This is a genomic window from Vibrio sp. V15_P4S5T153, from assembly GCF_963874485.1.
GTDB classification, from domain to species: Bacteria; Pseudomonadota; Gammaproteobacteria; order Enterobacterales; family Vibrionaceae; genus Vibrio; species Vibrio anguillarum.
Map to the genome: position 1 here is coordinate 1,125,517 of NZ_CAWNHR010000011.1, position 14,057 is coordinate 1,139,573.

13 protein-coding genes are annotated in these 14,057 nt (G+C 45.4%); 5 read left to right on the plus strand and 8 right to left on the minus strand.

What is annotated here, in order from left to right; translation table 11 throughout:
* Window positions 1-32 precede the first annotated feature (32 nt).
* From AACT42_RS06960 to AACT42_RS06970, 3 genes are all read left to right on the plus strand, one after another.
* A complete protein-coding gene (locus AACT42_RS06960) occupies window positions 33-1,304 on the plus strand; it encodes a YeaH/YhbH family protein (RefSeq protein WP_017042294.1) in 1,272 nt (423 codons plus the stop codon).
* A gap of 12 nt (window positions 1,305-1,316) precedes the next feature.
* Window positions 1,317-2,855 carry a SpoVR family protein gene (locus AACT42_RS06965; protein WP_013856538.1) on the plus strand — a complete coding sequence of 513 codons (1,539 nt, stop codon included), beginning with the start codon at window positions 1,317-1,319 and terminating at the stop codon, window positions 2,853-2,855.
* 166 nt (window positions 2,856-3,021) lie between these two features.
* Window positions 3,022-3,540, plus strand: coding sequence for a cytochrome b (locus AACT42_RS06970; protein WP_017045183.1), 519 nt, complete (start codon window positions 3,022-3,024; stop codon window positions 3,538-3,540).
* Window positions 3,541-3,582: 42 nt separating this feature from the next.
* Here AACT42_RS06970 and kdsB read toward each other — a convergent pair whose 3' ends face one another.
* The 5 genes from kdsB to AACT42_RS06995 are packed head-to-tail and all read right to left on the minus strand — an operon-like array spanning window position 3,583 to window position 9,530.
* Window positions 3,583-4,335 (minus strand): 3-deoxy-manno-octulosonate cytidylyltransferase, encoded by a 753-nt coding sequence (gene kdsB / locus AACT42_RS06975; protein ID WP_094133262.1) that lies wholly within the window; start codon window positions 4,333-4,335, stop codon window positions 3,583-3,585.
* Window positions 4,335-4,514, minus strand: a complete 180-nt coding sequence (locus AACT42_RS06980; RefSeq protein ID WP_013856535.1) for a Trm112 family protein — start codon at window positions 4,512-4,514, stop codon at window positions 4,335-4,337. Before AACT42_RS06980 ends, kdsB begins: the two co-directional genes overlap by 1 nt.
* Entirely contained in the window at window positions 4,495-5,502 is a 1,008-nt protein-coding gene (gene lpxK / locus AACT42_RS06985) for a tetraacyldisaccharide 4'-kinase (RefSeq protein WP_094133263.1), read from the minus strand. Before lpxK ends, AACT42_RS06980 begins: the two co-directional genes overlap by 20 nt.
* Before the next feature lie 3 nt (window positions 5,503-5,505).
* Entirely contained in the window at window positions 5,506-7,254 is a 1,749-nt protein-coding gene (gene msbA, locus AACT42_RS06990) for a lipid A ABC transporter ATP-binding protein/permease MsbA (protein ID WP_094133264.1), read from the minus strand.
* A 32-nt stretch (window positions 7,255-7,286) separates the two neighbouring features.
* Window positions 7,287-9,530: a DNA internalization-related competence protein ComEC/Rec2 gene (locus tag AACT42_RS06995; protein WP_094133265.1), complete on the minus strand. Its 2,244-nt coding sequence runs from the start codon at window positions 9,528-9,530 to the stop codon at window positions 7,287-7,289.
* A gap of 6 nt (window positions 9,531-9,536) precedes the next feature.
* On the opposite strand from AACT42_RS06995, the gene AACT42_RS07000 reads away from it, so the two are divergent.
* The gene (locus tag AACT42_RS07000) at window positions 9,537-10,046 is read left to right on the plus strand and encodes a DUF2062 domain-containing protein (RefSeq protein ID WP_010319231.1); all 510 of its coding nucleotides are present in this window, start codon (window positions 9,537-9,539) and stop codon (window positions 10,044-10,046) included.
* A 138-nt stretch (window positions 10,047-10,184) separates the two neighbouring features.
* On the opposite strand, the gene lolE is transcribed toward AACT42_RS07000, so the two are convergent.
* The 3 genes from lolE to lolC are packed head-to-tail and all read right to left on the minus strand — an operon-like array spanning window position 10,185 to window position 13,317.
* Complete coding sequence (gene lolE / locus AACT42_RS07005) at window positions 10,185-11,429, minus strand: lipoprotein-releasing ABC transporter permease subunit LolE (RefSeq protein ID WP_094133266.1); 1,245 nt, start codon at window positions 11,427-11,429, stop codon at window positions 10,185-10,187.
* Complete coding sequence (lolD, locus tag AACT42_RS07010) at window positions 11,430-12,116, minus strand: lipoprotein-releasing ABC transporter ATP-binding protein LolD (protein ID WP_017042302.1); 687 nt, start codon at window positions 12,114-12,116, stop codon at window positions 11,430-11,432.
* Window positions 12,109-13,317 carry a lipoprotein-releasing ABC transporter permease subunit LolC gene (gene lolC, locus AACT42_RS07015; RefSeq protein WP_094133267.1) on the minus strand — a complete coding sequence of 403 codons (1,209 nt, stop codon included), beginning with the start codon at window positions 13,315-13,317 and terminating at the stop codon, window positions 12,109-12,111. Before lolC ends, lolD begins: the two co-directional genes overlap by 8 nt.
* A gap of 165 nt (window positions 13,318-13,482) precedes the next feature.
* Here lolC and AACT42_RS07020 point away from each other — a divergent pair, with 165 nt between their 5' ends.
* Window positions 13,483-14,052 carry a PilZ domain-containing protein gene (locus AACT42_RS07020; RefSeq protein WP_094133268.1) on the plus strand — a complete coding sequence of 190 codons (570 nt, stop codon included), beginning with the start codon at window positions 13,483-13,485 and terminating at the stop codon, window positions 14,050-14,052.
* The last annotated feature ends 5 nt before the right edge of the window (window positions 14,053-14,057 follow it).

The window sequence follows — 14,057 nt, forward strand, 5'->3', positions numbered from 1 at the left end:
AACGTAAAGGTGACGTTTTCAAGGGGATACTCATGGCGCAATTTATCGATAGAAGATTGAACGGTAAAAACAAAAGCGCGGTCAATAGACAACGCTTTTTACGCCGTCATAAAGAGCAGATCAAAGAATCTGTTGCAGACGCAGTGAATCGTCGCTCCATCACCAACACCGAGTCTGGCGAAGATGTGTCGATCCCAAATCACGACATCAAAGAACCCGTGTTTCATCAAGGAAAAGGCGGCCTGAAAGAACGGGTTCACCCAGGTAATGACCAGTTTATTACTGGTGATAAAATTGAGAGACCTAAAGGTGGCGGACAAGGCAATGGTTCAGGACAAGGTGATGCGAGTGCTGATGGCGAAGGCCAAGATGAATTTATTTTCCAAATCTCTAAAGATGAATATCTTGATCTACTGTTTGAAGATCTGGAATTGCCTAATCTAGAAAAAAATCAAATCAATAAGATTACAGAATGGAAAACTCATCGCGCGGGTTTCAAAACGGCAGGTGTACCGTCGAACATCGCTGTAGTTCGCTCTTTGCAACAATCACTAGCTCGCCGCACCGCAATGACAGCGGGAAAACGTCGTTTAATGGGGGAATTAGAAGAAGAGTTACTGCGCATTCAAAATAGAGAGCCCGCTCAAGTATTAGAAGAGAAGCGACTTAAGCAAGAAATCGAAGCGTTGCGTAAAAAAATTGAAAGTGTGCCGTTTATTGATACGTTTGACCTACGTTTCAAAAACTTTGAAAAACGCCCCATTCCATCGAGCCAAGCTGTTATGTTCTGCTTAATGGATGTGTCGGGTTCAATGGATCAAGCGACTAAAGATATTGCCAAACGTTTTTACGTGTTGCTGTATCTATTTTTAACTCGCACTTATGAAAATGTCGAAGTGGTGTTTATTCGTCACCATACGCAAGCCAAAGAGGTGGATGAGCACGAGTTCTTCTACTCTCAAGAGACCGGCGGCACGATTGTTTCTAGCGCACTGAAATTAATGCATGAAATCATTGAACAACGCTACCCTCTCGGCGAATGGAATATCTACGCAGCTCAAGCATCCGATGGTGATAACTGGGCTGATGATTCGCCTCGTTGTAAAGAACTCCTCACCAATAAGCTTCTGCCATATTGCCAGTATTACGCTTATATTGAAATCACTCGTCGCTCACACCAAACCTTGTGGCACGAGTACGAAAAATTACAACCCTCATTTGGCAATTTTGCGATTAAAAACATTCGCACCGTGGATGACATATTCCCTGTATTTAGGGAGCTATTCCAAAAGGAAACAGCTTAGGGAGGCATACTAATGACAACAAAAGCGAAAGGTACTTCAAAACGCAAGAGCAAATTGTTACCAGACGGGCCTGACTGGACGTTTGAGCTTTTGGAGAAATACCATACTGAAATACGCCGGGTAGCTGAGTTTTATCGTCTCGATACTTACCCTAATCAAATTGAAGTTATTACCTCCGAGCAGATGATGGATGCCTACTCCAGCATTGGCATGCCGATTAATTACAGCCACTGGTCATTTGGCAAAAAATTTATTCAAACGGAACAAGGTTACAAACATGGCCAAATGGGGCTCGCGTATGAGATCGTGATTAACTCAGACCCATGCATTGCCTATTTGATGGAAGAAAACACCGTCACCATGCAAGCCTTAGTGATGGCGCACGCTTGCTATGGACACAACTCGTTTTTCAAAGGCAACTACCTTTTCCAAACTTGGACGGATGCGAGCTCTATCATTGACTATCTCTTGTTTGCCAAAAACTACATTTCAGAATGCGAAGAAAAATATGGCGTACCCGAAGTCGAATCGCTGCTCGACTCATGCCATGCGTTAATGAATTATGGTGTTGACCGCTATAAACGACCTGAAAAAATATCGATAGCAGAAGAAAAAGCACGTCAAGAAGAGCGCGAAGCTTATCTACAATCACAAGTTAATGAACTGTGGCGCACCGTGCCCAAAGCAAAAACCAAAGAAGAAGATCTTAAAGTTCGTTTTCCAAGTGAGCCACAAGAAAACATTCTTTATTTCATTGAGAAACATGCGCCACTGCTTGAGCCATGGCAACGGGAGATCGTTCGTATTGTGAGGAAAATAAGCCAATATTTTTACCCACAAAAACAGACGCAAGTGATGAATGAAGGCTGGGCCACATTCTGGCACTACACTATCTTGAATCACCTTTATGATGAAGGTTTTGTTTCTGAGAAATTCATTCTTGAGTTTCTACACAGCCACACCAGTGTCGTCGCACAACCTTCTTACAACAGCCCCTATTTTAGTGGCATCAATCCATATGCACTTGGCTTTGCTATGTTCCGAGATATTAAACGTATTTGTGAAGAGCCAACCGATGAAGATAGGGAATGGTTTCCTGAGCTTGCTGGCACAGAATGGTTAGATGCGCTTCATTTTGCTATGCACAACTTTAAGGACGAGAGCTTCATTAGCCAGTATCTTTCACCTAAAGTAATGCGCGATTTCAAGCTGTTTGCCATTGTGGATGACGATCGCAAGAATTTTATTGAAGTTAGTGCCATTCACGATGATATTGGCTATCACGCCATCCGTGAAAAGCTTGCGGCACAGTACAATCTCAGTAATTTAGAACCGAATATTCAAGTTTATAACGTGGATGTACGTGGTGATCGTTCACTGACGCTTCAACACGTTCCACACGATAGAATTCCTTTAGATCAAAGCTGTCATGAGGTACTAAAACACCTTTACCGTTTATGGGGGTTTGATGTCATTTTAGAGGAAGTCAAAGAGAGTGGCCGACGTGAAATTTTAGCGACTTGCCCACCACACGGCGAACGTGACACATAAGAACAAGTCGTTACCTTAAATATCGACGTCATAATGCGCGACCTCATTCGTTGCGCATTTTTTATTAAAAAAATATTTGTAATACATCCTTACAGCTTTGTTCACATTTCATTCATTAAATATTTGCTTAAATAAAATCACCAATATTTATAAGGGTATTTAACTAATGAAGCACAACAAAATCATCATCGCTATACACTGGGTTATAGCATTACTGTTCGTATTGCTGTTTTTAAGCGATTCATTTCGTTCATTCTCCGATAAAGGTAGCGAAATGCGAGTGTTATGGCTGAACTTACATGCATGGTTTGGAGTCGCTGTTTTTGGATTATCGATGATTCGTTTAGCCGTAAAACTAAGCACAACAGCACCAGCGCCAGTGTATGAAAGTGACCTTATGCAGAAGCTGCTATATGGAGCGCATGCTGCCCTTTACCTCCTTACATTGCTTGTTCCAATCAGTGGTTATCTTCGTTTTGCAGGAAAAGGTCGGACATTAACTCTGGCAGGCGATGCTATTCCCTCATTGATAGGTAAGAGTGATTGGCTTTATAACATAGGGAAAACTTTACACGGTGAAGTAATGCAGGTGATTGTATTGACTGTTATCGGTGGTCATATCGCAGCGGCTCTTTATCATCACTTCATCGTAAAAGATCAGGTCATGGCACGCATAAAACCGTGATTAACTCGGTGATAAAAAGGAGCATAATTGCTCCTTTTTTAGCTAACGTTGGCTTACTATCGCTCTCACTAACTCTAAATCTTCTGGTGTATCTACCCCTGCAGGTGGTGCTTCTTTAGCAACGGCAACGTGAATTTTTTCACCATACCACAGTACTCGAAGCTGCTCTAAACACTCAATTTTCTCAAGTACACTGGGTTGCCAGTTGATATAAGTATTGATGAAACCAGCCCGATAAGCGTAAATACCAATATGACGTAGCAATGGCTGAATCACCGTTTGACCACCAACTGCAAAATTATCTCTATCCCAAGGAATTGTCGCACGGCTGAAATACAGCGCGTAACCCTCTTGATCTGTTACCACTTTAACCGCGTTAGGGTTAAACACTTCAGCTTGATCAGTAATTTCAACCGCTAAAGTCGCCATCGGCGCGCTACTGTTGGCTAAATTGTTAGCGACCTGCTTGATGATGCTCGGTGGAATGAATGGCTCGTCACCTTGTACGTTAACAATAATGTGGTGATCGGCAATGCCCATTAATTTCACCACTTCGGCTAAACGCTCAGTACCGGACTCGTGATGTGATGATGTCATACAAACATTGCCACCAAACGCATGGACAGCCGCTTCAACACGAGCATCATCAGTAGCAATAACGACCTGCTCAGCTCCCGATTGTAACGCTTGCTCATAAACCCACTGAATCATGGGTTTACCGCCGATATCGGCCAAAGGTTTGCCAGGTAAGCGAGTTGACTGATAACGAGCAGGGATAATAACGGTGAAAGCCATTATCGTCCCTCATCCATCGTCATGCTGCGCGCTTCTGGCTCAAGCAACACAGGAATCCCTTCTTTTATTGGGTAGGCCAAACGATCTAATTTACAAATAAGCTCTTGATTTTCTTTATCATAAGTCAACTTACTTTTACATACAGGGCAAGCTACAATTTCAAGCAGACGGTGATCCATATGACTCCATTACCTCTTTTATTTTGTCCAAAATACGCCTTTCATCTGGCGAACTAAATTGCGCAGAAACGGGAAGATACCACCAGTTTTCTTGTGCAAAGGCCGCACATTTCACTGCGTCTTTTTCTGTCATGATGACGTTTGCTCCATGTTGCGCAAGCGCCTCTAATTCTGAATATTGATACTCTCGGTGATCCGCAAAACCTTGGGTCAATACCGTCTTTGCACCTAAAGCTTCTAATGTATTGAAAAAGCGCGTGGGATAACCAATGCCAGCAAAAGCCACTAATGCAGGTAACTGGCTCACTGGCGCTTGCTGACCTGTCACTAAGTTAACGGCTAAGCTAGGTGAAAGGTGCATAGCCAATTCGCCATATTGAGCTTGACCGCCATTAGTCACAATAAAATCAACTTCCGCTAACCGAGAGAGTGGCTCTCTTAACGGACCTAAAGGCATGAACTGCTCATTACCGAAGCGACGAACACCGTCCACGACTGCAAATTCGAGATCACGCTCCAATGCATAGTGCTGAAGGCCATCGTCAGTGATGATCACATCAACACCCAACGGAAGCAGGGCTTGCACTGCTTGTGAGCGCTTTGGTGCAACAGCAACCGGAGCACCCGTGCGCTGGTGAATCAATTTAGGTTCGTCACCACAGTGAGCGGTTGGCGTGTCACTTTGCAGCACTAATGGATAAACCGGAGCTTTACCCCCATACCCACGCGAAACAACTCCTGGTTTGAAGCCTTGTTCTTGTAAAGCTTCCACTAACCATACAACCAACGGTGTTTTACCATTACCACCCGCGGTAATATTACCCACCACCACCACAGGAACGGGAGCCTTATAGCGCTCTTTTTTGTTCGCTTGAAATGCTCGCTTACGTACTTGACTGACCAACCGAAACAAGACACTCAGTGGCCACAATAGTGGCCATAACAAAAAACGTGCGGGGTGATGTCCAAACCAGATTTTTTCAATCACTGATTAGTCACCAAATTGAATTCGATGTAGTTGGGCATACGCCCCATCCTGTGCAATTAACTGAGCATGATGACCACGTTCGATAATTTCACCCTCATCGACCACTAGAATTTCATCGGCTTCTTCAATCGTCGACAAGCGGTGCGCAATGACCAATACCGTTTTATTCTTTTGTAGCTCTTCAAGTGCTGATTGAATCGCTCTCTCAGATTCTGTATCCAACGCAGAAGTCGCCTCATCTAGGATAAGTACGGGTGCATCACGTAATAACGCTCGTGCAATCGCTACTCGTTGACGTTGACCACCCGATAAACTGGCTCCATTCTCACCAATCATGGTATCCAAGCCATCAGGCATGCTATTGATAAACTCCATGGCATGAGCAAGCTTAGCCGCGTGCTCAATTTGCTCACGCGTAAACTCATTTTCTGCCGCGTAAGCAATATTATTGGCAATGGTATCGTTGAAGAGGTGAACATTTTGCGAAACCAGCGCAAAGTGGGTGCGCAAGTTCTTCAGTTTATAATCGCGAATATCATGATCATCTAGATAGATAGCACCTGAATCGACATCATAAAAACGAGTCAAGAGGCTCGCGATAGTACTTTTCCCTGAGCCGGAACGCCCAACAAGCGCGACAGTTTTACCTTGAGGGATCTCAAAGCTCACATGAGACAGCGCTGGTTTTTCTTTACCTTGATAAGTAAAGGTCACATCCTGAACTCTAACGTCACCACGTACTTTTTCGGCTTCAAACTGGCCAGTGTCGCGCTCGGTTTCTAAATCAATCAGCTCAAATAATGTTTGACTGGCCGCCATACCACGTTGGAAATCGGAGGTAACACTCGTTAACGCTTTCAGTGGTCGCATCAAGCCAAACATTGCCGAGAACACCACCGTAAAAGTACCTGGTGTTAATTCGGCACGAATAGAATCAACGCTGGCTAAAAACAGCACAGTGACAAGTGCTAAAGAAGCAATCATTTGAATGATAGGGTCAGCAGTGGACTGCGCCGCAACCAGCTTCATTGTTTGTTGACGCATTTGATTGCTGACATGGTCAAAACGTTTACGCTCTACGTCTTGTCCACCATAGCTCAGTACGACTTTGTGCCCTTTTAGCATCTGCTCTGCTGAAGAGGTCACATCACCCATGGTGGTCTGCATCCCTTTTGAGATCTTGCGAAAACGTTTAGAGACAATACCAATCCCCATCGCAACCACTGGCGCAACCACGATTAATACCAAAGATAACTGCCAGCTATTCCAAAACATCAAGGTCAATAGGCCGATGATACTCGCACCTTCGCGAACAATGCTGACCAATGCACGACTGGTCGCCCCAGCCACTTGCTCTGAATCATAGGTGATACGTGATAACAGGCCACCTGTTGATTCTCTATCAAAAAAACTGACAGGCATGTGCATGAATTGATTGAAAATTTTCCGACGCATCAACATCACAACATTGCCAGAAACCCAGCTCAAGCAGTACGAGGAGACAAAGCCACTTAAACCACGTAGCGCCATCATCCCCAAAATAATAAAAGGCAGCACTCGCAAGAAATCGGATTCCGCATTCCCAAACCCTTCATCTAGAAGAGGCTTAAGTAATGACACCATATAGGTGTCAGAGACCGCATTGATAATCAATGCGACAACCGCAACTGCTAGGCCAGATTTATATAGGCGGATATAGGTCCACAGGCGTTTGAAGGTTTGCCAAGTGGTTTCGTCAGTATTGAGTGACATAGAAATGCTTTGTTTTTAAGAAAATATTGCGCTCATTCTACCTCGTTACGGAGCATCTGCCTATACCAAGGCTGAGAGTGAGAGATACGCAAGCTGCTAACTTGATAATTCTGCATGCCAAAAATAACGCTAATTTGCCCTGCTTCACCCGTATCCAACCAGTTTGCTCCATGTTGCTGGTAGCGTTGAACAACCTGTGCGGAAGGTAATTGCCAGCGTCCGCCTTTGGCGAGCGAGGCAATAGCGACCTCAGGATTCACCTTACGAATCAAAGCAACAGTAGAAGATGTCCTACTACCGTGGTGTGGTACAAGCAGGATATGACTTTGTAAGGATTGCTCTGTTCGCGCAAGTAACCACTCACTCATGGCATCAACATCCCCGGGTAAAAGCACTGAAAAACCGGTATTTTGGTCAAAGATTCGAATCACACAAGAGTGAGGATTGTAAGCACGCGCTACGGTTTTTGGTGGCCAGATAACATCAAAAGAGAGTTGTTGCCACTGCCATTGTTCACCAGCAATACAAGGTTGGTAACCCGCTATCGTTTGACTAGCACGTTTCCATTTGGGCTGCCAAACACGCTCAACTTCCGCTCTTCCACCTGCATGGTCGTTATCCAAGTGACTCAAAATCAACCCGTCTAATTGCGTAGCTCCCCGTTTGTTTAACACGGGGGCAACTGTTGCCTGGATGTGATCACCGCCTTGCCAACTTGCACCAGTATCATAAAGCACGTAGCGTCCTTCTTTTTCGATCAACACCGCCAACCCATGCCCAACATCTAACACATCAATCCGCCAACCTGTTTTTATCGGAATGGTGAGCCAAGAAACCATCACAATGATGCTGTAAACCGCCAGTGCAAAACGCGAGATCAACGGTGAAAACACAAACAGCAACAGAGCACTGCTCAACAGAGCCAAAACAGCCCCAGAAATAGGAAACCAACTGAGGCTTGAATAATGTATTGACCAATCAACTGGAATGAGTAATTTGGCCACCCAATGCCACACCATAGGTGCGCCATCAAAAGTCAAAACCGTACACACTAAAGCAACAAAGATCGCCGGAACCACCACAAAACTGAACCAAGGAATAAACACTAAGTTATAGAGCGCCGCACTGGTACTGACCCCACCGAAAAAATAAGCGGTTACCGGAAGCATACACAGCACTAACCCAATCTGCATCGTCAATAAACGCCATAAAAAAAATCGCTGAGTTTGAGGTAGAGAAAGTTGGTAGAACACAACCGAGACAGCAATAAAGGACATCCAAAAGCTACTGGATAACGCAGCAAAAGGATCGATAAGCAGCACCGCCGATAACGTCATAAGCAGTCGCTGCAAAGTATTGATACGGACATTGAGGACAATCATCGCCACATTGAGCAAACACATGATGAGCGCGCGTTGAGTGGGCAAGGTAAAGCCAGCCAACCAAGCATAGCCTAGTGCGCACAAGCTTCCTACGACGAATGGCGACCACCCCATGCGATGATGCAAACGCATCAATACGAGCCCAAGGCTATAACCAAAACCAAACGCGATGCCAATGTGCAGACCAGAAATGGCAACCAAATGAATCAGCCCACTGTCTCGTAATGCTTTCCACTGTGCCGTTGAAATATCACTGCGCTCACCAAACGTAAGCGCCATTAAAATACCAAGATTGGGATCATCAGCGAGCCAGGTTTTGATCTTCTGGTACCATTGTGCTCGCCATTCTGGTAATGATTCAATGCGATAAGACTGTCCATTATTAACCGTTGCACGAGCCACAATACCTTGGCTCAAAGAGTACGCCTCTGCATCAAACCCGGTCTCATTTAACCGACCAAAGATAGGTTTTACTGTGATGGAGAATTCAGCCACGTCACCATACTTCAACGGTAAAGGAGCAATTAATCGCACCTTGGGCCGCAAAAAAATGCCTAAGGTTTGACCATTGATTGATCGAATCGAAATTGTTCCTTCATAACCATGAGTAATTTGTCTAAAAAAGCTGTTAACCTGTCCGTTTATGGTAATATCCGAACCTGTCTGAAAAATAGTGTTGGACTGCTCACGTAATAAGTTCCCGCTGATCACAATGACCATTAAAGCCATTGTTACTCCTGAGAGAAAGCGCAGTTTTCTATAACCGACAGAGAGTATAAGAATGGCGAATAGAGGCATAATCCATTTCCAATCTGGCATCCAAGGCCAATAAGAAGCAGAAATGGCGGTTAGCGAAAACGAAGCTAGGGTCCAGTAATTAGATAAGAGAGTCATGTCACGATGCCAAGAAAGTTCATCAAACGTTTTATGCCTAACCATGAAGTGATTAAGCGTCAGAAGGCATTGAAAATTTTTGGCAATGTGCTGTACAACCCCAATTTATGGTGTTTGAACCGCCGCTCAGCAGCGGGCGCCTTCGCCGTAGGTTTGTTCATGGCTTTTGTTCCACTTCCGAGTCAAATGATCATGTCCGCTGGCCTTGCCATTATGTGCGGCGTCAATTTACCGCTCTCTGTAGCCTTGGTCTGGATTAGCAACCCCATCACCATGCCAGTGCTGTTCTACTTCGCCTACAAACTTGGCGCATGGGTAATGCAAACACCACCACAACCATTTCACTTTGAACTCTCTTGGCATTTTATCATGCAACAAATGAGTACCATTGGTCCGCCATTCCTTTTGGGTTGCATGATGTGCGGTGTGATCTCCGCCATAATCGGCTACTTCGGCATTCACGGTTTATGGCGCTATTCTGTCGTAAGAAGCTGGCAAAAGCGCCAAGCGAGATAAAAGCTTCAAGAGATTGAGACTGGCTATACAACTGAGCATGTAAAATGATGTCGCATGATGTTGAAAAAGGACCAAATGGTCCTTTTTGTTTGCTAAAAATAGCTCAATGCTGATGAACGAAAAGAATCCGAGTTAAGATTATTTAGCGCTAAGCACAGACGCTGGGTTCAGTTGACTGGCCCTAGAGGCTGGATACCAAGTAGCTAGTAGGCTCAACACAATCGCCGTGGAAGAGACAAGCACCACATCCGATGGGTTCACTTGTGATGGCAAAAAGTCGACAAAATAGATATCACCAGACAAAAACTGATGGCCGACTAACCGTTCTAATCCTTTGATTAACGCTGTTAAATTCCACGCAATCAGCACACCTAACACGCCACCTATCACACTGCCTAATACACCAGAGAAAACACCCTGCCAGACAAAAATTCGTTTCACTAATCCATCGGTCGCGCCCATAGTGCGCAAAATGGCGATTTCAGCCGCACGATCTTTTACCGCCATCATAAGTGTTGAAACGATGTTGAAGCTCGCCACACCAATCACCAGCACCATCACCAAATACATAATGGTTCTGACCAGCTGAATATCACGGTACAAAAAGCCAAATTTTTGCTGCCAACTGCGTAGATAGACGTATTGATCAAGCGTATTGCCGACCTCTCTTACAATTTGAGTTGCATTTAATACCTCTGAGACCTTGATAGCAACGCCCGTCACTCGCTCTCCTAATTTGGCGTAAGCTTGTGCATCTGCCAATGGCACTAATGCAAGGCTGTGGTCAATTTGGCCATTGAGCTCCAAAAGCCCTGAGACCTTGACGCGCACGCGCTTTGGCGCTTGAACTTTAGCGCTCTCATTCGCAGAGGGGATCATCAAAGTGACATAGTCACCGACTGCCGCGCCCAATTTATCCGCCACTCCTTTGCCTAAAATGACCTGTTGCTGACCTGCGACAAAACCTTGCCATGCATCGGAAGAGACAAATTGAGATAAACGCGACACGGCGCGCTCCATTTGCGGATCAATTCCGCGCACCTCAATCGCTTTCAGTTGCGCGCCTTTCTCTGCCAGCGCCGTCAATTTTACATAAGGAGCGGCCGCTTCCACTTTTGGATGCTGCACGGCTTGCTTGACTAATGACGACCAGTTTGCGATGGGTTGTTGAACCCCTTCAAACTCTCCGTGTGCAATGACAGATAACACGCGATTCTGCAGCTCTCTCTCAAAACCATTCATCGCCGACAAGCCCACGATGATCACCGCAACGCCCACGGCGATACCGATAATGGAAGAGAGCGAGATAAACGACACCATTTTATTACGCTGCTTTGCCAGACTAAAACGCCGACCAATCACTAAAGAGAGCGAGGTGAACATCTACGGTGCCTCCACATTAATCAGCAAACCATCTTGCATGTGCATCTGTCTGTCCATTTTTTCAGCAAGTTCGCTATCATGCGTTACCACTAAAAATGCCGTGCCAAACTCTTGATTCATTTGACGCATCAAATCATAAATCGCTAGCGCCGTTTTGTGATCAAGGTTGCCCGTAGGCTCATCGGCTAACACCAAATCGGGTTGATTGACAAGCGCTCGCGCAATCGCTACCCGCTGCCGCTCTCCACCAGAGAGCTCAGAAGGTCGATGAGATAAACGATGTCCCAACCCCACTTTTTCTAACAGTGCTTGCGCGGCCTGTTTAGCACGCGATACTTTTTGGCCACCAATAAGCAACGGCATGGCAACATTCTCAAGAGCGGTGAAATCGGCTAATAAATGGTGGAACTGGTACACAAAACCCAAATGTTGATTGCGAATGTTCGCTTGTTTATTGGAGCTTAAGCTCGATAAATCCTGACCTAAAAACGACACTGAACCTTCGGTTGCCTCATCCAGTGCACCCAGAATGTGTAATAACGTACTTTTCCCAGATCCAGAAGTCCCAATAATTGAGACTAACTCCCCCGCTTGAATGCCAAAACTGACGCCTTTTAGCACTTGAGTCCGTAGCTCCCCTTCTTGGTAGGTTTTGCATACGTTATGGCATTGTAAAAGGTTATTCATATCTTAAAGCCTCGGCAGGTTTTACGGATGACGCGCGGTAGGAAGGAAACAGTGTCGCGAATAAGCTGAGCGTGATGGCCGCTATCACCACCAACATAATTTGCATGGGGTTAATCACTACGGGCAGCGTTCCCCCCACAGAGAACAGCGCTACACCCATGCTTTCTAATAATCCATTGAGGTTATCCGCCAGCAATACGCCTAACACACCACCGACAAGCGAACCAATCACTCCACTACTCGCGCCTTGAACCATAAAAATGGCCAGTACTTGTTGATCTGTCATGCCTTGCGTTTTCAAAATCGCGACCTCAGCTTGTTTTTCCATCACCACCATGATCAACGCGGAAATGATATTGAAAGCCGCCACGCCAACAATCAACCCAAGCATCAAACCCATCATATTTTTTTCCATGCGAACAGCTTGGAACAACTCGCCACGCTGATCTCGCCAGTCACTCCATTGCCATCCCTCAGGCAAAGGTGCGCTAGCTAGGTCTGCAACCACAAAAGGATCATCAAAAAAGAGCCGCCATCCCGACACAGTATTTGATGGTAAACGGAGCAATCGCGCTGCATCTTTGATGTGCGTCAGCATCAGCTGTCCATCCACATCAGACCCCGTATTGAAGATGCCTGCGACTGTAAAATTACGCTGCGCAGGAATACGACCTAAGGGGGTAAATTGGCTAGCTGAAGTGACCATCAAACGCACTTTATCGCCAATTGTCACGTTGAGCGCCCGCGCCAGTGAATGGCCAAGGAAGAGTTGATATTCGCCTGGCTTGAGCGCACTCACTTGACCCGCAATCAAGTGCGCCGCAATCGGATCATGTTGATTAGGTTCAATTCCCACCAACAAGCCTGCGGCCAGTTGCGATGAGCTTTGAACAACCGCTTCACTGCGTACAATCGGTTCAGCCGCTCTGGCGCTAGAGAGCTGGCTAATGAATTGAGGCACATCTTGCGTGAGCAAAGTGCGATCGCCATTTTGCGAAACTACAGCCTGAGGCAACACACCTAGAATTCTATTTTTGAGCTGGGATTCAAAACCATTCATGACCGAAAGCACCGTCACCAATGACATCACGCCAATGGTTATTCCCGCCGTAGACATATAAGAGACAAATCGACTGAATCTATCACCGGATCGCCCACGTAAATAACGCAAGCCGATGAACGCCGAAATAGGATGAAACATAAGAAAAACCGCCTAAAAGTGATGCTCAGTACTGTAACGAGAAACGGTGGAAGGTTGTAGCTTTAATTTGCCAAAAATCGGTTAAATAGACTCGATAACAAGGACATACCTTGATTAGTTCGCCGGTATGACGATAATCAACAAAGCGATGAGAAGGATGCCTTTATGACCGAGCAAGAATTTTTTACGGTTCACTATGGACTGACAACCAATATTGAACTTTTAGACAGCACATTTATGCTACCTTCCCAATCAATATTTGAAGCGGAGATTCCTGCCCCATTTATTGTGGCCAGTGAGTTTAGCCAGTTGGATGCACTCACCGAAAGTGCACGACTAGAACTGAAAAATAGTGATTTCAAGCACGTCGTTCAGTTACTTGATACTCAAAATTCGAAACTGAATTTGTTGCTGACCTTTATGTTATCACAGCAAGATGAGCCACATTCACGCTTCATCACCAGCACATTTGGTGCCAGTCGCTTCTCTTTTCGTTATCCAAACGCACTAGAGATTGGTACCCAAGCCCGCTGTAAACTGTTTTTGGACCACCCTGCAGCCGCTATTTATTGCTATAGTTCGGTGATTGATTGCCAAGCTGACAAGCAACACTATCTCATCACGATGAAATACGATTTACTGCGAGATACTGACCAAGATCTCTTGATTAAAGCCGCACTGTACCAGCAGCAAAAATTGCTGCGTCAACGCTCTTTAGACCGAAATAAACCATAAGCGTT

Excerpts from the sequence above, each read along its gene's own strand:
- AACT42_RS06960 (WP_017042294.1), top strand. The coding sequence starts at position 33 with ATGGCGCAATTTATCGATAGAAGATTGAACGGTAAAAACAAAAGCGCG.
- AACT42_RS07000 (WP_010319231.1), top strand. The coding sequence starts at position 9,537 with ATGCCAAGAAAGTTCATCAAACGTTTTATGCCTAACCATGAAGTGATT.
- lolD (WP_017042302.1), bottom strand. The coding sequence starts at position 12,116 with ATGAATAACCTTTTACAATGCCATAACGTATGCAAAACCTACCAAGAA.
- kdsB (WP_094133262.1), bottom strand. The coding sequence starts at position 4,335 with ATGGCTTTCACCGTTATTATCCCTGCTCGTTATCAGTCAACTCGCTTA.
- AACT42_RS06980 (WP_013856535.1), bottom strand. The coding sequence starts at position 4,514 with ATGGATCACCGTCTGCTTGAAATTGTAGCTTGCCCTGTATGTAAAAGT.
- AACT42_RS06970 (WP_017045183.1), top strand. The coding sequence starts at position 3,022 with ATGAAGCACAACAAAATCATCATCGCTATACACTGGGTTATAGCATTA.
- lolC (WP_094133267.1), bottom strand. The coding sequence starts at position 13,317 with ATGTTTCATCCTATTTCGGCGTTCATCGGCTTGCGTTATTTACGTGGG.
- msbA (WP_094133264.1), bottom strand. The coding sequence starts at position 7,254 with ATGTCACTCAATACTGACGAAACCACTTGGCAAACCTTCAAACGCCTG.
- lolE (WP_094133266.1), bottom strand. The coding sequence starts at position 11,429 with ATGTTCACCTCGCTCTCTTTAGTGATTGGTCGGCGTTTTAGTCTGGCA.
- AACT42_RS06965 (WP_013856538.1), top strand. The coding sequence starts at position 1,317 with ATGACAACAAAAGCGAAAGGTACTTCAAAACGCAAGAGCAAATTGTTA.
- AACT42_RS07020 (WP_094133268.1), top strand. The coding sequence starts at position 13,483 with ATGACCGAGCAAGAATTTTTTACGGTTCACTATGGACTGACAACCAAT.
- AACT42_RS06995 (WP_094133265.1), bottom strand. The coding sequence starts at position 9,530 with ATGACTCTCTTATCTAATTACTGGACCCTAGCTTCGTTTTCGCTAACC.